Source organism: Mucilaginibacter dorajii (genome assembly GCF_024808255.1).
Lineage (GTDB): Bacteria > Bacteroidota > Bacteroidia > Sphingobacteriales > Sphingobacteriaceae > Mucilaginibacter > Mucilaginibacter dorajii.
In genome coordinates, this window is sequence record NZ_JANTYS010000011.1 from 171,585 (window position 1) to 190,287 (window position 18,703).

13 protein-coding genes are annotated in these 18,703 nt (G+C 42.3%); 2 read left to right on the forward strand and 11 right to left on the reverse strand.

All coding sequences use genetic code 11. The features are described 5' to 3' along the window. Nucleotides 1–72 precede the first annotated feature (72 nt). Nucleotides 73–1,101: a LacI family DNA-binding transcriptional regulator gene (locus FHS10_RS16555; protein WP_259092539.1), complete on the forward strand. Its 1,029-nt coding sequence runs from the start codon at nucleotides 73–75 to the stop codon at nucleotides 1,099–1,101. 6 nt (nucleotides 1,102–1,107) lie between these two features. Here the strand turns inward: FHS10_RS16555 and FHS10_RS16560 are convergent, their stop codons facing one another. The 4 genes from FHS10_RS16560 to FHS10_RS16575 all read right to left on the reverse strand — a co-directional run bounded on the left by FHS10_RS16560 (nucleotide 1,108) and on the right by FHS10_RS16575 (nucleotide 4,502). Then, the gene (locus FHS10_RS16560) at nucleotides 1,108–1,686 is read right to left on the reverse strand and encodes a GNAT family N-acetyltransferase (RefSeq protein WP_259092542.1); all 579 of its coding nucleotides are present in this window, start codon (nucleotides 1,684–1,686) and stop codon (nucleotides 1,108–1,110) included. A 63-nt stretch (nucleotides 1,687–1,749) separates the two neighbouring features. Further along, entirely contained in the window at nucleotides 1,750–2,340 is a 591-nt protein-coding gene (locus FHS10_RS16565) for a Crp/Fnr family transcriptional regulator (RefSeq protein ID WP_259092545.1), read from the reverse strand. A 25-nt stretch (nucleotides 2,341–2,365) separates the two neighbouring features. Beyond that, the gene (locus FHS10_RS16570) at nucleotides 2,366–2,548 is read right to left on the reverse strand and encodes a hypothetical protein (RefSeq protein WP_259092548.1); all 183 of its coding nucleotides are present in this window, start codon (nucleotides 2,546–2,548) and stop codon (nucleotides 2,366–2,368) included. 172 nt (nucleotides 2,549–2,720) lie between these two features. Next, entirely contained in the window at nucleotides 2,721–4,502 is a 1,782-nt protein-coding gene (locus tag FHS10_RS16575; protein WP_259092550.1) for a glycoside hydrolase family 9 protein, read from the reverse strand. Between the two features lie 397 nt (nucleotides 4,503–4,899). Between FHS10_RS16575 and FHS10_RS16580 the strand changes: the two genes are divergently transcribed. After that, the gene (locus tag FHS10_RS16580) at nucleotides 4,900–5,241 is read left to right on the forward strand and encodes a hypothetical protein (protein WP_259092551.1); all 342 of its coding nucleotides are present in this window, start codon (nucleotides 4,900–4,902) and stop codon (nucleotides 5,239–5,241) included. Between the two features lie 40 nt (nucleotides 5,242–5,281). On the opposite strand, the gene FHS10_RS16585 is transcribed toward FHS10_RS16580, so the two are convergent. The 7 genes from FHS10_RS16585 to FHS10_RS16615 all read right to left on the reverse strand — a co-directional run bounded on the left by FHS10_RS16585 (nucleotide 5,282) and on the right by FHS10_RS16615 (nucleotide 18,631). After that, nucleotides 5,282–7,048, reverse strand: coding sequence for a beta-N-acetylhexosaminidase (locus tag FHS10_RS16585; protein WP_259092553.1), 1,767 nt, complete (start codon nucleotides 7,046–7,048; stop codon nucleotides 5,282–5,284). Between the two features lie 551 nt (nucleotides 7,049–7,599). Then, a complete protein-coding gene (locus FHS10_RS16590) occupies nucleotides 7,600–8,490 on the reverse strand; it encodes a cupin-like domain-containing protein (protein ID WP_259092554.1) in 891 nt (296 codons plus the stop codon). Between the two features lie 356 nt (nucleotides 8,491–8,846). Next, nucleotides 8,847–10,271, reverse strand: coding sequence for an efflux transporter outer membrane subunit (locus FHS10_RS16595; protein WP_259092557.1), 1,425 nt, complete (start codon nucleotides 10,269–10,271; stop codon nucleotides 8,847–8,849). A 120-nt stretch (nucleotides 10,272–10,391) separates the two neighbouring features. Beyond that, nucleotides 10,392–13,610 (reverse strand): efflux RND transporter permease subunit, encoded by a 3,219-nt coding sequence (locus FHS10_RS16600; RefSeq protein ID WP_259092560.1) that lies wholly within the window; start codon nucleotides 13,608–13,610, stop codon nucleotides 10,392–10,394. A gap of 202 nt (nucleotides 13,611–13,812) precedes the next feature. Then, entirely contained in the window at nucleotides 13,813–15,030 is a 1,218-nt protein-coding gene (locus tag FHS10_RS16605; RefSeq protein WP_310504188.1) for an efflux RND transporter periplasmic adaptor subunit, read from the reverse strand. A gap of 295 nt (nucleotides 15,031–15,325) precedes the next feature. Continuing rightward, nucleotides 15,326–15,931 (reverse strand): TetR/AcrR family transcriptional regulator, encoded by a 606-nt coding sequence (locus FHS10_RS16610; RefSeq protein WP_259092564.1) that lies wholly within the window; start codon nucleotides 15,929–15,931, stop codon nucleotides 15,326–15,328. A gap of 231 nt (nucleotides 15,932–16,162) precedes the next feature. Further along, nucleotides 16,163–18,631: a glutaminase family protein gene (locus tag FHS10_RS16615; RefSeq protein ID WP_259092565.1), complete on the reverse strand. Its 2,469-nt coding sequence runs from the start codon at nucleotides 18,629–18,631 to the stop codon at nucleotides 16,163–16,165. Nucleotides 18,632–18,703 lie beyond the last annotated feature (72 nt).

Sequence of the window (18,703 nt, forward strand, 5' to 3'; positions counted from 1 at the left end):
CGGTATTTATTTGCTTAAACGTTTAACTAAAACAGGTACTTTTTATTAACCAAATCATTTAAATTAGCACCCATGGCTAATGAACCTCAAAGCGACAAAATAAACATGAAGGCCTTAGCCAAGGCGCTTAATGTATCCATCGCAACCGTATCCAAGGCGCTAAGGGATAGCCACGATATTGGGCCCGAAACTAAACTGAGGGTAATTGAGGCCGCAAAGAAATTAAATTATGTGCCCAATGCCTACGCCAGCAGTTTGCGTAAAAAGGCCAGTAATACTATCGCTATTATAATCCCTGAAATTGCCGATAGCTTTTTTAGCCAGGCTATAAATGGCATTGAAAGTATTGTGGCTGTCAAAAAATACCATACGCTTATTTACCTTACGCATGACAGCTATGAGCGGGAAGCCTATATGTTTGGCGAGTTGGCGAGCGGCCGGGTTGATGGCGTGATCATGTCTGTAGCCAGTAATACAGAAGATACCAGCCATATTAAAGCTTTACAGCAAACTGGTATACCAATTGTATTTTTCGATAGGGTGTTTGACGATGTGCGATCAATAAAAATAACAACTGATGATTTTAACAGTGCCTATATAGCCACCAATCATTTGCTGGATGCGGGCTGTAAAAATATCTCGCTTATTACCATCAAAGGCTATCCATCTATTTTATCTGCCCGGGAACAGGGATATCATAAAGCATTATCAACAAGAGGAATCAACCACAAAGAATCCAGCGTGGTTACCTGCTCAAATAAATACAACAACGAAAATGTTGATGTAATTGCAGCGCATTTGATTACAGTAAAACCCGATGGTATTATAGCCACGGTAGAGCATTTGGCAACATCCACTTACCTGGCTTGTGGCGAATTAAAACTTAATATCCCAAAGGATATTAAAGTAGTTTGCTTTACTAACCAAATTACCGCCCCTATCCTTAACCCACCGCTTACTACTATTTTGCAACCGGCTTACGATATGGGCAAACAAGCAGCACAATTGTTGTTTGATCATTTAGCCGGGCGAACAGATAACGTTAACAAAGAATTTGTTTTGCCGTCGAAACTGATTGTAAGGGAGTCGACGGCATTTTAATTTCTTTTATCTATTCCTGATATCCCAGGCCACCACATTCCAATCCTCTAACCCATCGTTATGGGTGCTAACAACCTCGAAGCCCATTTTTTGATGGATAGCTAAAGATTTAGTGTTTCTAACCGCTATTTCGGTAACACACAATTCATAGGCAGAGCCCACCAGGCCGGCACTGGCATTGTATAATTTGCTTAGCAAGCCCAAGCCACGAAAATCCTTATCAACGCAAACCTGTCCACCTACAAAAAACTGGTAATCGGTTAAAACCCTGCCCTTATATTCCGCTTTATGAAACTCCCTGAACATAGGTTCAAGGCTGGGCAATTCTGTTTCCATAGCAGCTGTCATAGCCAGGTTATAGCCAATTACTTTGCCCTGGTGTAGTGCTATTACCTGGGGAATCTGTGTGGCCATTGTCTGCAGCAAGTCAAGCGTATGCTCTGCAAATACAAAGCCCTGCTGTTCCTGCTGATGGCTGCTTAATGATTTATATAGATTTTGATTCTGAAGCGCGATGATCTGCTCAAAATGTTCTGTAGTAGATGCTGCCTCAAAAGTTATTGCCGATAGTATATCCGTATTCATAGTGTGGCAAATGTCTTTATTTTGGTGGGAATTTGAGGGAAGTTGCTAAAATAATTCAACCAATCAGCGAATATTTTTGCGGATACGGCTGAGAGATTGCGGCGTAATACCCAAATAAGAGGCGATATCATTTAACGGTACCCGTAGCGCTACATCGGCCTGTTTTTCCATAAACAATTTATACCGCGCGGTTGAATCCTGCCCCAGGTAATTATTCCTGATCTGTATTTTTTCGAGCAGCGCTTTGTGGGTAATATCATCTATCAATTCCTTCAAATAAGGCAGCTGCTCATAAAGGGCAAACAATTTTGCATGGCTTGTAACCAGCACCGTTACTTTACAGGCAGCCTGTATACTTTCGTGCGCGGGCACCTGGTTTGTAAAACTATTTAAAATAGTACAAAAATAATTTTCCTTTAAAAAGTAGTGCGTAACCTCGTTACCCTTTTCGTTACGTACCATAATGCGCAACACGCCATCTGTTATAAAAAACAGCTGCCTGCAAACCTGCCCACCCTTAAACAGGTAGTCGCCTTCGTCAAATCTTTTCTGTTCAAACGCCGCAGTTATCAATTCATGGTCGGCTGCCGGGATGTGCCTGAAAGTTTGCAGAAATGAAATAAGCTGATGGGGCATAATGCAAATTTGCATCATTTATATTGATCGGCAAATACCTATATCAACGCTTTTGATCGCCTTCAGCGTCTATTTCTTCCAGCCAGCCATTTTCGTTAACAGCATACTTCGAAAATTCTTTTGGGGGTTTGACAGCCTGGGCGCTGTTAATTTTCTTCTTCGACGGTCCACGTAATGGAATTATCAATACGCACAGGAATATTAAGATCATCAATACAATCATCATACAATTGTTTTTTAAAAACAACCCGGCAGGTTGCAACTAATTGACTATTAAACATAATGATTGGTAGAGACATTGAATACCAGGCAACGGGGCGATTAATCCCGCTGATACTGGTTATCCCGTAGCCTAAAATAAAAATAATCCTGCAAAAGCGATAAGAAAAGATGTGACTTTATTTTTCCTTCTCGCTCATGGCTGTTATAGCCTGTAAAAACCAGGCCGCGTGCGGCAGCCATTGTTCTGTCCAGCGCCATTCGTTGCCGTTATCTTCGGTCCGGTAATCTATGCCGCTGCCGTCGGCATGATCTTTGGCACCGGTGATGCCGTTGGAGATCCCTCCCTTGCCAGAGCCGTGCCCAAAATTGGAACTCATGTAAGGCACGTTGTTTTTACCAAATTGGTACATAAAACACACGGAATATGGGTTACAGCCCAGTATCCATGATAGCTGGTGTGAAGCATATGCCGATAGATCTTTATTGACACCCCAGCCGCCTTTTGCCGGGTAAACCAACCTGCCGCCAACAATGGCCGCTGTAGCTAACGACCCTAAGCGGGCATTTTCACCCTGCCACCACCAGCCGGTTTCGTTTTCATGGGGAATAAAAAAGCCGTTCTGTATCTTATCGTCCAAACGAAATGTTTGCCGGGCGTAGCCAAATGGGTTATTTACCTCGGCAGTTACCCGCAGATTGTAATCTAATGCTTTTTTGATGGTGCTTAACGCGGCTGTTCTATCGGCCTGGCTTTTCTCCTTGCCCAAATACCTGCTTAAAGCAACAACCGGCATGCCCGCATCTGATGCATGCCAATACGGGCGGCCGCTATCATTAGCATAAAAATAGCCTTCCGGGCTTATCCGTTTTTCAATATTTTGGGCACGTATGCGGGCCTGCTGCTGGTAATAAGCACTATCGGTAGCTATCCAAAGTTCGGTTGCGGCCATCAGCGCGCAGTAATCGTCAATAACATTTTCCTTACCGTCATCATCATATTCGGTATTATGTACCACTAAATGGGCGTAAGCGCGCTCGGCGGCAGCCAGGTATTCGGCCGATTTAAAATCACCATCTTTTTTAAGTCGCGATGCACGTGCAAGGGCTGCCATGGCCATACCAGCACCTTCCCGAAAAGCACATTGATATTCATTGGTGGTAACACTGTTTGCTTTTAAGCCCACTACCCTACGCGCTTTAGGATCTTTATTAAAATAACTAAACACAATCATGTAAAAATACCCCTCTTTGGATAAAGCCCGCATCATGTAATCTGCACCGTACAAGGCCTCGTCAACGGTTTTATCATACATATCCAGCTTATTTAATGTGCCTGGAATATTTTGTATGGCATTGATCATTGACCAGGTAACTAATGGAATTTGCTGAGGCGACATATAATTGGCATAAGCCAGGTGCGAAAAGTATTTGCTTACATCGCCCGATGCATCGCACCAGCCGCCATGTAAGTCTACCGTTTTATCGCTGCCGAATAATTGCATTTGTTTATCAGCGGCAAGCTCAATTGGTGTATTGGCGCGCTGATGGTTGTAATAACCAATAATTGATGGAAGAGTCTTTATTGCTAATGCGTTTTCGCTGATGGTAAACGGATCTGACAGGTATTTTTTCCCTTTAACATTGACGCTGATTTGATAAGTACCCGATTTTACCACGGCCGAAAAATCAGCCTGGTAAAAGAAAACGCCTTTAACCCATTGCTCAATTTGTTGTGGCCCTTTGAGCGTTCCGGTAAAGCTTACTTTCCCGGCCGAATCAATGAGCGTAAATTTTGTAACAGGGTTAAGTTTTTCATCGTTACGGATCACAGCCATTTTTGCGCCGCGACTATCAAAAGCCACCTGGTTAACATAAATGACTGGCGCGGCATTACAAATACAGGCATATAACATGAACAGGCTAACAAGAACTATTTTTAACTGACGGGCTACACTCATAGGAAATTTTTGTTGTAGTACTTAACAAACGCAAATTACCATTATTAAACAGCAGCTTTTGCAGTACAGGTTATAAATATCTATGTGCGTAAACCCTATATTAACACTACAGCATTGAGGCAATAGATCTTTAATGATTGAATAACAATAAATTACGCCCCTGATATTAATAAAAATTTAAATTGCCCCGGTACACTTTTATTTAGGTAGCTTTGAACTATCATGTGGTAATATTATTCCGGGGAGTTTTATCCTCTGCTGCCATGATGATAAAACAGCAAATCGCAATTTATTGATAATAAGGGCAGGTAAGTAAAACCTGTTCTTGAAGATAGTTTGAAGCCCCTGTAAACGAATACCTACAGGGGTTTTATTTTTTTATATAGATAAGTATATCATGGAAGAAAGAAAGTATTTAACTACCTGGAGAAGGTACATGCCCGTTATCCGTTTGCATTTGAAGAAAAGCCTGAACGAAGATCAGCAGTTTAAACTGAACATTACTGATTTTGAATCAGCCGGTGATCGTGGTAAATCTGGTTATACCTTCAATATCAATATGGAAAATGGTAAGGTTACCAATAATATCAGTGGTTCGGCGGTCGCGCGCGATCTGTTTGAAGCCATTAAAGGAGATGATGCTGTTAAAGCGATGTTGTTGGATAAAAACGTTAAAATAAGCGTGGGCAAATCTTTTGTACTTAGCATTAAAACCACCCACCTTTCTACCTATAGATAGTACAAACCGAGCGTTGATAAAAAAAGGAAATAACATTACGTTATTTCCTTTTTTTATGCCCTTTACTTTTTTGCGATTTTGAAGAACTTCTATGACTGCTTCCCGAAGATTTAGATTTCTTTGACGCTTTATGGCCCTTCTTCTCCCCTTTTGAATGTGACCTTTTCTCGCTGTGGCGACGGCCATGTCTTTCGGCCCGTACTGGTCTTTCAATTATCCGTGGGGCGAAATCAATAGCTTCGGGATGGGCGGTAATATCAAATGGATTGAAGTAGTATATACCTTCTGCATCCCAGTTCTTGAAACCAGCCTGCAGGCGTTGGGTAAAATTAAGTTCGTTTTTAACCTCCGGGGCCGTCCAACCGGCTTCGGCTAAACCGGCTATACGCGGGAAAAGCACAAAATCAAGTCGCTTTTCCGATGCGATCTTCTCCGTCCAGATATTGGCCTGTACGCCAAGAATATTGGGCGCGCTTATAGTTTGGGGCGATAATTGTTTTTCGGGGAAGTTGTAAAGATCCGTCACCGGGTTAAATTGTCCATTCCATTTACGGCCCGATACCTGGCTGGCATCCTGTACAAAATCGAGGTAAAAAGGTAAACGCGGACAAAGCACCACCTGGTAGCCTTTTTGCAGGGCCAAACTTAGCTGCCCCGGCAGATTTTGACGCCACCAGAAAATGATCGTTTTATCGGCCGGCATATCGGTTGGTGCTGCCTCATCCCAGGCAAGTATCTTGCTGCCCAGGCTGGTTACCGTATCAGTCATCCGTTTAAAAAAGTACCGTTCAAGCTCGCCTACATCCGCAAAATTTTTCTTCTGCATCATACGGGCAATGGTGGTATCTAATGACCATGCTTTAACGCCCAATACCACTTCATCGCCACCTAAGTGCATCATTTTTGATGGGAACATGGCGCTGGTTTCCCTAATGATGTCGCCTAAATACTGGTATGTTTTTTCATTAGCCGGGTTAAAAGTAAAATTGGGAAATCCGGCTACGCTGCCACCGGAATATTCGGGGTAAGCCCTGTTTGCAGCAGTGGCATGGCCGGGCATATCAATCTCGGGGATCACCGTTATGAAGCGTTGCGCGGCGTAGGCCACTATCTCGCGAATGTCGTTTTGGGTATAGTATTTTGGCTGTGCATTTCGGGTGGTGTCGCTATAGTCGCCCATACCGCCTTCAAAGGCCAGTTTAGGATATTTTTTGATCTCGATGCGCCAGCCCTGTACATCGGTAAGGTGCCAGTGAAATTTGTTTAGCTTATAATAAGCCATCTGATCCAGGATCTGCTTCACCTTTTGCTTGCCGAAGAAATGCCTGGCCTCATCAAGCATTAAGCCACGCCACTGGTAACGCGGCGCATCGGTAATTTCTGCCGATGCCAGTGTAATACCGGTGCCATCGCCCTGGGGCTGTCCTTTGATGATTTGCAATAAAGATACCAGGCCATAAAAGATACCCTCTTTATTGGATGAAGATATGGTAATACGATCTGGTGCTATTTTAAGCGAATAAGCGCCGGGTATCTGCTGGGTTTTGAGCAACTGTAGCTTTATTAAACTAACCGAATCGCTGTTAGCTACAGCAATTGATAAGCCTTTTGCTTTAACAATTTCCTTTTGGAAATAAACAGCCAAAGAAGTTAAAGAGGTGTCATTTACACCAACGGTGGCATGGTTATTAAAATTAAACTGCCCGGTACCATTTACCACAGATCGTGGCTGAGGGATTATATTTAAGTTTTGCGCCTTTAAGTATCCTGAGATTAAAAGAAATACTGCTAATAATTTAAATTTCATTCAAAAAACAAGTTCTAATTATTGGGGGAGCGCTATGATAGGGATTTTTCTGCTAAATCGATGTAATTTATTTGTAATAAGTAAATGACGATGCTTCCAGCGCAGGGAAATCGTTTTACCCACCAATGTAATGAATTCGTGTTATCAGTAAAGCATCTTTTTTTTAGTTAGACATGAATGCCCGCCGGCTTGGTTACAATTTAATCGAATTTCAGGAATTTTGGAATTGTGATCGATAACAAATCAGGGCAAACGCATCTAACTAATTAACTGGTCCTGGTTAAATGATCCAGGTATCGAAGGGACTTGTATTGGCCAATAACAGGCACAAATATTTGGATGCACCTAAATTGCGCGGCACATCAATTTTGTGTTAACCATGTAAAAATACAACATATTAATTATTAGATAATTAAATGGTATTTTATCTAAAATATGTTAAGTTATGTTAACCCAATTAGATACGCCATAAGCTATCTTACGGGTAGTTAAATTCGTGTTTACCCGACGCTCAGCTTGTGGGAAAATAAAGTTAAACCGAATAAAAACTATCATTTTTCCCCTTCTAAAAGATTCATGATTGCCCCTACAATCGCACCATAAGCAAGCACAGGGGTAGCTGCATAAGAGATCTTCTTTTTCCAGTTCACATAGCGGTCGTTAATAAAATTGTTCCAGTTATAGGTATTAAGCTGGGCGCGTCCGTAAGTGATACTTGGTTCGGTGATTTTGGTGGTATGCCACCATCCCGAAGGGAAAAATAAGGTTTCGCCTTCTAACAGGTGAAGTATTATTGGCTCAGCCTCTTTGTATAGCGGAAACCTTTCGTAATCCGGCTCCAGGAAATTGATCTGTGAAAACTTAGGGTTATCAGGATACGGGTACATATTTGGCGTTTGTGACGGCGGATACATGTAAAACACCTTTGAGCCGTATACCTGGGTGATCTGTGTATGCATAAACAAGGCATCGTAATGCAGGTAAGGAAAGCTTGAGCCATTACCACCTAAAAACAATTCATGCACGGTAGTGCCCTGCAGCAATTGTTTAGGCATCAGTTTGCTATGGATCCGGTCGCTTTTGCCATAAACCAATTGGGGCGAAAAATCGGGCATCAATTCTGGAAATACTTTTTTGATATCGAAATTGAAAGGGTACGGCGCACGGTTTTCGGCTGTAGATACCAGGATGCGGTCAATAGCCTCTGTCATGGTATAAGTTACACCGTCGATGGTTTTCTTAACATGCCCGTAATTTTTCTTGTAAAATTGGGGGGTATGCTTGCCCATGGCAGGCCAGTTTTTTGCAGCATCGGTAATAACAACGGGTAATGATTTATCTACATATTCTTTGATAAACTCTGCCCGCGAAAGATTAGTTCGTTTATCAATAGTGCTTGGCTTTAATGCACTTGTTGCTTCTAATACAGGGGTTTGTGACATAAAATTGCGTAGGTTAAGTCAGGTTGAACTAAGCAACAGTAAACGTACACAATTTATTAGCTATCAATATCTTGATTGATTTTTATTCATCAAATATTCATCTTTGGAGTAAGGAAAGCCTGGTATATTAATAATGGATGTGGATATCCTCCTTGCCCATAAAGTCGTGTGCTCGACAACACCACCCCGCCGAGAGCATCATTAGCACTGAAATAGCTTATGCTTTAACGCGGGAGACGCATGTAATTCGTCTCTACAAAAAAAGCCGGTCGTATTCTCGACCGGCTTATACATTCGATAATGACTAATTGTAAATGGAGGACCAAATCACCCACTTAATAAACTCAATCAGCCAATTATTTCCAACCACCACCTAATGACCTGTATAGATCGGCGGTAGCGCTTAGCTCATCTCTTTTGATAGATGCTAACTCAAGTTCACCCTGCAATACATTGCCCTGGGCGGTAATTACCTCCAGGTAATTGGCCAGGCCATTTTTAAATAGCATGCTGGCATTGCTTGTTGCCTGCTGCAATGTTTTAACACGGTTGGCAGCTATGGCTTGCTCTTGTTTTAGTTTTTCTATCTTAACCATAGCGTCAGATACCTCGCCAACAGCGTTTAATACCGATTGCCTGAACTGTAAAACCGTTTTTTCGCGGTTAACTTTAGCAACTTCATATTGCGTGCTTAGTTCTTTGTGCTGTAACAAAGGCTGAGCGATACTACCTGCTACTATACCAAATAATGAAGCAGGTATGTTAAACCAGTTACTTGCTTTAAAAGAATTTACACCACCGCTTGCAGTGATCCTTAATGCAGGATACATTTCGGCTTTGGTGATGCCTACGTTGGCATTGGCAATGGTCAAATCCAACTCATGGCTACGTACGTCCGGTCTGCGGCTTACTACAGCCGATGGTACACCGGCTGATAACACTTCAGGGAACTTAACTTCACTCAGTGTTCCGGTTCGTTCAACGCTGTTTGGCAATGTTCCCGCTAAAACGCTCAACGCGTTTTCCTGTACGGCAACATTACGTTCAAACTGTGGTACTAATTGTGCAGCTGCCTGTTGTTGAGCATCAGCTTGTTGTACTGCCAATAAAGTAACCTGCCCTGCATCATATTGTAAACGGATGATGCGCAAGGTGCTATCATTTAACTTTACGTTCTTTTTGGCAATGGCTAATTGCTCGTCCAACATCAGCAAGTTATAATATCCTTGCGATACGCTTGATACGATGTTGGTTTGAATTGCCTTTTTTGCTTCGGTAGTTTGCAGGTATTGGGCTAAAGCAGTACGGCTTTGGTTCCGGATTTTACCCCAGATATCGGCTTCCCACGAAAGGGCAAGGTTTGCCGAATAGTCCTCAACGTGCTTGGTACCAATATTATACTGGGCTATACTTAAACCGGTTAAACTATTATCAGACGGGCGATTGGTACTCCCGGTTACATTTAATGCTACCTCTGGTACGTAATTCCATTTTACCTGTTTAAATAGTAGTTGCGCGGCATCAATGTTTTTTACTGCTATCTGCATATCGTAGTTTTTAGCTATGGCACTATCAATTAGTTTTTGCAGCGCTGCATCGGTAAAAAAGTTTTTCCATTGCAGATCGGCAATACTGCTGGTATCGGCAGTAGTTACTGCCGCTGTGCTCCTAAAACTTGCAGGAAGCTCGGGTTTGGGTGTAGCCACATCTTTTGATACTTTACAGGCACTTAAAAAGGCTGTAAGTAATACAAAAGCAGCGGCGTTTATATATCGTTTCATTGTTTATTTTTTTAGTATCAAGTAGTTAGTATCAAGTATCAAGACAGAAACTTTGTAGGCCTATTACGGTCGTTTTATTTTTGTCTTGATTCCTGATTCTTAACCCTTGACTCTGATTAATTAATTTCCTTGCAGTTCTAACTCCTCTGATTCAACGTTGTGGCCGTTGATGGATTTACCAGATCCGTTTCCGCCTGATATTGCTACCGGTACACCAGTAACCTTTTCCTGCAATGCCTGGAATATTACAAACAGTACCGGGATGATGAACAATCCTAAGATCACACCTGAAACCATCCCGCCTGCGGCACCAATACTTATAGAGTGGTTACCTTGTGCCGATGGGCCTGTTGCGATACTCATCGGGAACAAACCGAATACAAAGGCCAGCGAAGTCATGATGATTGGACGGATCCTGAGCCGTGCTGCTTCAATAGCCGACTGAACCAGGCCGTGCCCCGCCTTCCGGCGCTGTACCGCGAACTCCACAATCAGAATGGCGTTTTTAGCCAACAGACCGATGAGCATGATCAAGGCCACCTGTACATAAATGTTGTTTTCGATACCGGTTAGACCTAATACAATGAACACCCCGAATAAACCTGTAGGTATTGAAAGTATTACAGCCAATGGCAATATGTAACTTTCATACTGTGCTGATAATAAGAAATATACAAATATCAAACAAAGCATAAAGATCACCGCTGACTGACCGCCGGAAGAAATTTCCTCACGGGTTTGGCCCGAGAACTCATAGGCAAAACCAGATGGCAATTGTTCTTTGGCTGTTTCCTGGATGGCCTTAATAGCATCACCAGAGCTGTAACCCGGTTTAGGAATAGCATTTACTTCAATAGAGTTAAACAGGTTATAACGCGAGGCTGTTTCTGAACCATACACACGGGTTAACTTAACCAGGGTATTGATAGGTACGTTTTCGCCCGCTTTGTTTTTAACAAACACACGGTCAATCGCTGATGCATCTGTCCTATCGGCAATATCTGCCTGAACAATCACGCGGTAATATTTACCAAAGCGGTTAAAATCTGATGCCTGGGCGGTACCAAAGTAAGCCTGCATGGTTGATAGAATGTCTTTAACATTTACACCCAACTGATTCGCTTTTTCATCGTCAACTTCTAATTGTAATTGAGGATAATCTGCTTTATATGATGTAAAGGCAAAGGCGATAGCTGGTTTTTGCATCAGCTTTCCGATGAAGTTATTGGCAACACCGCTAAATTTATCCAACCTGCCGTTGGTTTTATCCTGTAACACTACGTCAAGCGCCTCTACGTTACTAAAGCCAGGAACGGTTGGGAAGCTGAACACGAAGAAAGTACCACCAGGTATAGCACCTAATTTACCTCTTACTATGTTTTGTATATCATCAATATTCTTAACCGCGCCCCTTTCTTCATTAGGTTTCAACAATAGGAAGATTACACCTGCTGATGGACTGCTGGATTGTGTTAAAAAGTTAAAACCAGACAGTGCCGTAACAAACCTTGCTGATGGTAAAGTTTTCAGCGCATCGTCGGCCAGTTTAAACGTTTTGTTAGTACCGCTTAATGATGTACCAGATGGCGTATTAACGGCGATTGCCACGAAACCCTGATCCTCGGTTGGTATAAAGCCTGTTTTGGTTTTATTTACCATGAAAACCGTAGCAGCAACTATAAGGGCAAGGCCAATCATACTGATCCATTTATTACGGATCAGGATTTTTAAGCCGCCAATATACCTGTCGGTCATATAATTAAAACTACCATTAAAGCCGGCGTAAAACTTGTCTACAAATCCTTTTTTAGGAGCATCGTGACCATCCACGCTGTGTTTGTTCTTTAAGAACAAAGCAGCTAAAGCCGGACTTAAAGTTAAAGCGTTTACAGCCGATATAATAATGGCTATAGCCATGGTTAAGGCAAACTGGCGGTAAAATATACCTGTTGAACCCGTCATAAAGCTAACCGGTAAAAACACAGCCGCCATAACCAGGGTGATAGATATGATAGCACCTGTAATTTCGTGCATCGCCTCAGTAGTGGCCTCCTTAGGGGTCAAACTTGGATCATTCTCCATTTTGGCGTGCACCGCCTCCACTACCACAATGGCGTCATCCACCACAATACCAATGGCCAGCACCAGTGCAAACAATGTCAAAAGGTTAACAGAGAAGCCAAACAGGTTCATAAAGAAGAAGGTACCAATAATGGCTACCGGAACCGCAATGGCAGGGATCAATGTAGACCTGAAATCCTGCAGGAATATAAATACTACGATAAATACCAATATAAATGCCTCTACCAAAGTATGCTCGACCTGGTTAATTGACTCATCAAGGTCGGTTTTGGTACGATAGAACTGATTGTATTTAATGCCGGCTGGAAAATCTTTTGATAATTTTTCCATCAACTTATCAATGTTGATCTGAATTTCATTGGCATTTGAGCCCGACAGCTGTATAATACCGATAATGATACCATCATGTCCGTTCAGGTTACTTACACTGTTATATGAATAAGCACCTAATTCAACACGGGCAACATCTTTTAAATGCAATACGGAGCCATCAGCATTTGCACGGATAGCGATATTCTGATATTCCTCTGGCTTGGTAAGTTTACCTTTATATTTAATTACATATTCAAAAGCCTCGTTGCTACGCTCGCCAAATTTACCAGGCGCGGCTTCCAGGTTTTTGTCCTGTATAGCGGCCATCACTTCGGCGGGTGTAACTTTGTAAGTTGCCATTTGACCCGGATTAAGCCAAACGCGCATCGAATAATCCTTAACGCCACCAAAAATACTGGCAGATCCTACACCCTGGATACGTTTCATTTCGGGTACAATGTTGATCTGCGCATAGTTGGCCACAAAGGTTTGATCATATTTTTTAGGATCTTCTGAGTAGATGGCCATTGCGCCAATAAAGCTATTTTGCTGCTTGGTAGTTGTTATACCATATTGTACAACCTCGGCAGGCAGCTGGCTTGTAGCCTGTGATACACGGTTTTGTACGTTTACAGCGGCCTGATCCGGATCTGTACCTTGTTTAAAATAAACAGTGATACCCAATGTACCGTCATTACTGGCTGTAGAGGTCATGTAGGTCATATTTTCCACACCGTTAATCGCTTCTTCTAACGAAGGCGTTACGGAACGTAAAATGGTCTCGGCATTAGCGCCCGGATAAACGGCAGATACCAACACTGCCGGAGGGGCAATATTAGGGAACCGCTCTAAGGGCAGTTTGGTTAAACCAAGTACACCCACTATCACCAATAATATGGAGATAACAGTTGAGAGCACCGGTCTTTCTATGAATTTCTGAAACATGGTTTTATCTTTTATAATTTGATATTGGAGTCAAGAATCAAGAGTCAAGAATCAAGACAAAAACTTGTCTATCTCCTATCTTCCAGTCCTAGCCCGTTTGTATCTTAATTTTGTTTCTTACAGAGTCACAAGCCAAAAGAGAAATTAAAATACCACGATATTTTTGCAGCTTTCTTAACTCTTGATTCTTAACTCTTGACTCTTACTTTACTACAGCGGCAACTTTATCAGTAGTTTTTTGAGGTGCTATTACCATACCTTCCATTAGGTGATCCATACCGCTTAACACAATCTGATCGCCAACTTTAAGGCCGTCTTTAACCAGGTAGTTTTCACCGCTTTTACCAATGATGTTGATAGGTACCTTTTTCACTTTATTGCTATCAGCAACAGCGAAAACAAATACTTTATCCTGCATCTCAACAGTGGCCGATTCTGGTACGATCAAGGCATCGGTATGTTGCAGGCTTAAGCGAATCTTACCGGTGTTGCCTGCACGTAATAAACCTTGTGGGTTAGCAAAATTTGCCCTGATAGTGATAGCGCCTGTGTTTTTATCAAACTGACCGTCAATTACATCAATTTTACCTTGTTTGGCGTATTCGCTGCCATCGGCCAGTAATAACGATACTGAAGGCAATCTTTTAAGTTTGTCTTTCAAAGTTTCGCCCGGATATTGTTCTTTAAAGCTGATAAAGTCTTTTTCGCCTAAGGAGAAATAAACGTGTACATCATGTACATCAGATAACTGGGTTAATGCTTCCACATCTTGTGGCGTAACCAAACTACCCTGTTTTTTCAATAAGCGACCAATATAACCGCTAACAGGAGCTTTAATTAAGGTATAACCAACATTGATTTGCGCGGTAGCCACGTTTGCTTTAGCCGATTCGATATTGGCCTTAGCAACCTGGTAAGCAGCCTTTGCAGTTTTTAACTGGTAATCAGATACTACTTTGTTTTCTACAAGTGGTGTAAGCTTATCAACTTCCAGTTGCGCATTACCTGCAGCAGCTTCGGCCGCATGTAAGCTTGCAAGGCTGTTGTTTAATGCCGCGCGGTAAGGTTGTTCGTTAATTTTAAAGATTGGTTCACCAGCGCTTACAAAAGCACCTTCGTCAACAAATACTTTATCTAATGTGCCGCTTACCTGTGGCCTTACTTCTACGTTAACAGTGCCTTCAATTGATGCAGGATATTCCTGGTAAGTAGTTTGTGTGCCGGATGCAATAGCCGCAACCGGGAGTGATGGTGGAGGTGGCGCCTGTTGCGTTTGCGGCTTGGGCGAACATCCGTATAATGTGAGTGCTAATAGCGCTAATGGGATAATTTTCATGATGCTTAATTTTAAAAGGTGATGGGTAGAGTTTTTGATTTGTGTGCCTTGCGGCTTGTTATATATAGAGTTGATTGTTTTCATTGTGGAATGTGGATAATCAATTAAAATGCTTGTGTTTTATATTATTGACTATCAGTTTTTCACTTAAAATAGTCAATTGCTTGTCAGCCATATATCGCTGACCAGCGACGAAGAAAGCGCGTTAGTTACGCTAACGCTGGTTAGGTGCAGCTTTTAATTTTGTGGTGTTAGATAATTTAACACTGTTAATTAAAGCTATGTAGAATTCTAAATCCATGGTGATGTTATATTAACGTTATTTTTATTACTTAACAGTGTTAAATAATTTAACACTGTTTTATTTTAAGACAAAAAATTAATCCGGTTTGATGGATCTGATGATGCCTACGATAGCATCTGTTAAAACCTGGCGATTAATTTCGTCTGATGAGCCCCTGCTTAATAGGTTGATAGATACCAACCCATGTACAACCGACCAAAAAGTATAATACTTGGTACAGATCAAATCAGAATCGGGGTCTTCAATATGCATTACCTTGCCAATCACATCGGTAAATAAATCCCAGGGCATTACAGATTCTTCCAGCTTATTGATCTCTTCGCAACAACAATTGGTAGTAACGCCAAACATGATCTGGTAAAGTTCTTTATTGGCAAAAGCAAAGTTCCAGTAAGCCAGCCACATAGCTTCCAGTTGTTTTTCTGGCAAGGCATGTTCTTCGTGGGCCGCTCTAAGATCTTTCGCCAACAAAAGATAGCCCTTCCGGGCAAGCTCTAATAAAATGGCTTCCTTATTAGCGTAATACTCATATATAATGGGCGCTGTGTATTCTATCACATCGGCAATTTTACGCATACTTAAAGCTTGCCATCCCTCCTCTTTTACAATCTGAAGCGCGGCGTCCAGGATATTGATCCTGGTTTCGTCTTTTAAGCGTTGAATACGTTCTTTACTTGCCATTTTATTTACGCGATAAATCATTTAACAGCGTTAAGCAAATATATAACTGTTTAATGACCTATAGTACCATCTATTTGTAAAATTGAAATCATTTAATTGTCATGAGCGGTGCAAATTTCAACAAAATAGCCTCTTTAGTATGATTTTTTGAATATATAAAGCAAAACCCCGTGACGGTTACGTTACGGAGTTTAAAAAAGTGTCTTAATTCTTGACTCTAATCTCTTGATTCTATTTCAAAGATGGTTTCCATTTTTCCTGTAACTCTTTAATGAAGTACCCCCCTACTACACTGCGGGCCTGGAAACCTACTTGTTTGCCATCGGTAGTTTCGTGCCAGTCGCTAAGCGGTACACGGGTTGGGGTTTCCATGGCATATTTGTAAACCGGTGCTACAAGCGCTTCAAAATCCGATTTATCTTTTGCTAAGGTAGCTGTCCACATGATCCAATCGCTTTTTGTATAGGTTTTACGGCTATCTAATGGTATACCAAACTCATTTTGTTTGCCCAGGTAAAATTTAACCTCGCGATCATAAACCGACTGCGGGAACAGGTTTAAGCCCAGTATTTTATCCCAAACAATGTTGTATTTCTGGCTCCAGGTTTCTGGTTTTTCAAATACCAGCGAGTAGTGATCACCAGCATCTGCCAGTTTCATCCATTTGGTAACCATTTCTTTGGCAATAGCCTTGTATTTTGCAGCGGTGGCTTTATCGCCCATCAACTCGGCAAGGTGCGCGTAGCAACCAACGCCTACAATAGCTTTGGCAGATAAGTTTGAGTTACGCGCCAGGTGACCGGCAAAGTCATCAGTACATAGTTGATTAGCCGGGTCGCCGCCTTCACGTGCCAGGTAGTTAGTCCAGGCGGTTAATGTTGTCCAGTGTTTTTTGGCGTAGGCCGGATTGTTACCGTTTGCCCTGACAATAGCAGCCGTAAGTGCCAGCATATTACCCGATTCTTCGACAGGCATACCCTCGCCATAGGTTTGTCCGTTGGCTAAAGGATAGGTACCCAAATCGTGCGCGGCAAAATCATGCGCGAATTTGCCGGTTTCACTAAAGTAAAAGATACCATTAAGCATACCTTCCATCAGTTTTGGATTGTAGATCAGGAACAACGGGGCCGATGGATAAGTAACATCTACGGTGTTGATAGATCCATTGCTAAAGTTTTCTTTAGATAGGAAAAGCACTTCGCCCTGTGGGCTTTTCACCAAAATATGAGCTGCGATAGCCTGGCGATACGCCAGCACGCATAGCTTGGCATATTTTTCACCACCTGCTTTTAGCGCATCCTGGTACATGAACGCGTTAAAGGCAGCGCAGCTTTTCATAATCGATGCATAATCGGTAGTTGCCTTAGCTAATAATTGATCGAAGGTTTTGATCTGCGCGTTTTTCCACCAAGGCTGCAGGTTAACATGGAAGTATTGTACCGGGGTAATATCATCATAACCCAATTCTACAAAATGCTCAACGGCTGTTTTGCCAACTTTACCAAAAGGAATTACAGTGTTTAAGACAACATCTGTACCTTCTTTAACGGTTGATTTGCTGTCGTTTTTAAAGAATGAGGTAACTGCTTCATCGGCGGAGCTGATATATTGGGCAGCAGTTGCCGATTTTGGCGCAGCTACATACATGTAACCCCAGTCGATCCTTAAATCGTCACCGCGTTTTTGCAGGATGGGTTGCTCAACAGTACCGGCCTTTAATATAGACAAGGTGCTGGTGGCATATTTTTGCGTAGTTACAGGCTGCGTTGGTTTATTACGGGCAACATCTGCCGAAGCGCCAAAATATACCTGCACATTATGTGCCTGGCCATTGTTTGATTTTACACTGTAGGTAATGTATGATACGGGCCTTGCCATCAGGTCAAGGTTCTTCATCAATAATGGCGAGGTAAATGTCACCATCAGATCTACCTTGCCGCATTTGAATTTGTAAAGGGTTTGCGTAGCGGTAACATCAACCGCCGTTTGTTTGGCAACCAATACTTCGGCATGCTCGGTAGGTTTCAACTCGTCGGCAAAACCGGCATCAAGTGCTGCGCCACCGCCTGTATTGGTGCAATGCAGGGCCAATACGTTTTCGCCTTCTTTTAATTTGCCGGCAACATCGTCATTTAAAGTCATCATCTGCAGATCGCCGTTGGCGCCGCTGCTGGTGTTTATTTTTTCGCCGTTAAGAAACACTTCTGCTTCATCATCGTGATGAAGTTTCAGGAACAGTTTATTAATATCTGTTTTGTGAAAGTTAAACACACGGCGAACCCAGATGTCGCGGCTTGTCCATACGGTTTTACCTTGTTTGGGGTCGTCGCTAAATGGCGCAGTGCCGGTTTTCCATGTAGAGGCGTCAAATTTTTCATCGGCCCAGTTTTGCGATGGTTGGGTTTCGGTGTATTTTACTTCATATGGTTTTTCATCGCCGCCGGGCACCAATGTTTTATAATGTACGGGCTCTTTACCCATGAAGCGATAAACTTCGCCATCAACCTTAATTAATCCCAATAACGACTGGTCTTTACCTGTCCAATGGTGGGTTGTCGATGCGTTTAAATCGTCGGTAAACGACCAGATGCTGAAATAAGGATTGTGCGTAATAAGCGGATAAGCCGGCGCTTTAGTATCCTGTGCCCGGGCAAAAAATCCAAGCATTGCGATACATACGGTTAATGGAAACCTCTTCATGTGTTTTATTAGTATTATAATTTAGATAGATGAGATAATATTTGGCCGTAAATATTTGCTTTTCTTTCGAAT

What these genes read in the sequence shown, in the direction of transcription:
- FHS10_RS16595 (WP_259092557.1), bottom strand. Translation starts at nt 10,271, where the DNA reads ATGAAACGATATATAAACGCCGCTGCTTTTGTATTACTTACAGCCTTT.
- FHS10_RS16600 (WP_259092560.1), bottom strand. Translation starts at nt 13,610, where the DNA reads ATGTTTCAGAAATTCATAGAAAGACCGGTGCTCTCAACTGTTATCTCC.
- FHS10_RS16610 (WP_259092564.1), bottom strand. Translation starts at nt 15,931, where the DNA reads ATGGCAAGTAAAGAACGTATTCAACGCTTAAAAGACGAAACCAGGATC.
- FHS10_RS16565 (WP_259092545.1), bottom strand. Translation starts at nt 2,340, where the DNA reads ATGATGCAAATTTGCATTATGCCCCATCAGCTTATTTCATTTCTGCAA.
- FHS10_RS16560 (WP_259092542.1), bottom strand. Translation starts at nt 1,686, where the DNA reads ATGAATACGGATATACTATCGGCAATAACTTTTGAGGCAGCATCTACT.
- FHS10_RS16580 (WP_259092551.1), top strand. Translation starts at nt 4,900, where the DNA reads ATGGAAGAAAGAAAGTATTTAACTACCTGGAGAAGGTACATGCCCGTT.
- FHS10_RS16605 (WP_310504188.1), bottom strand. Translation starts at nt 15,030, where the DNA reads ATGAAAACAATCAACTCTATATATAACAAGCCGCAAGGCACACAAATC.
- FHS10_RS16555 (WP_259092539.1), top strand. Translation starts at nt 73, where the DNA reads ATGGCTAATGAACCTCAAAGCGACAAAATAAACATGAAGGCCTTAGCC.
- FHS10_RS16575 (WP_259092550.1), bottom strand. Translation starts at nt 4,502, where the DNA reads ATGAGTGTAGCCCGTCAGTTAAAAATAGTTCTTGTTAGCCTGTTCATG.
- FHS10_RS16615 (WP_259092565.1), bottom strand. Translation starts at nt 18,631, where the DNA reads ATGAAGAGGTTTCCATTAACCGTATGTATCGCAATGCTTGGATTTTTT.
- FHS10_RS16570 (WP_259092548.1), bottom strand. Translation starts at nt 2,548, where the DNA reads ATGATGATTGTATTGATGATCTTAATATTCCTGTGCGTATTGATAATT.
- FHS10_RS16585 (WP_259092553.1), bottom strand. Translation starts at nt 7,048, where the DNA reads ATGAAATTTAAATTATTAGCAGTATTTCTTTTAATCTCAGGATACTTA.
- FHS10_RS16590 (WP_259092554.1), bottom strand. Translation starts at nt 8,490, where the DNA reads ATGTCACAAACCCCTGTATTAGAAGCAACAAGTGCATTAAAGCCAAGC.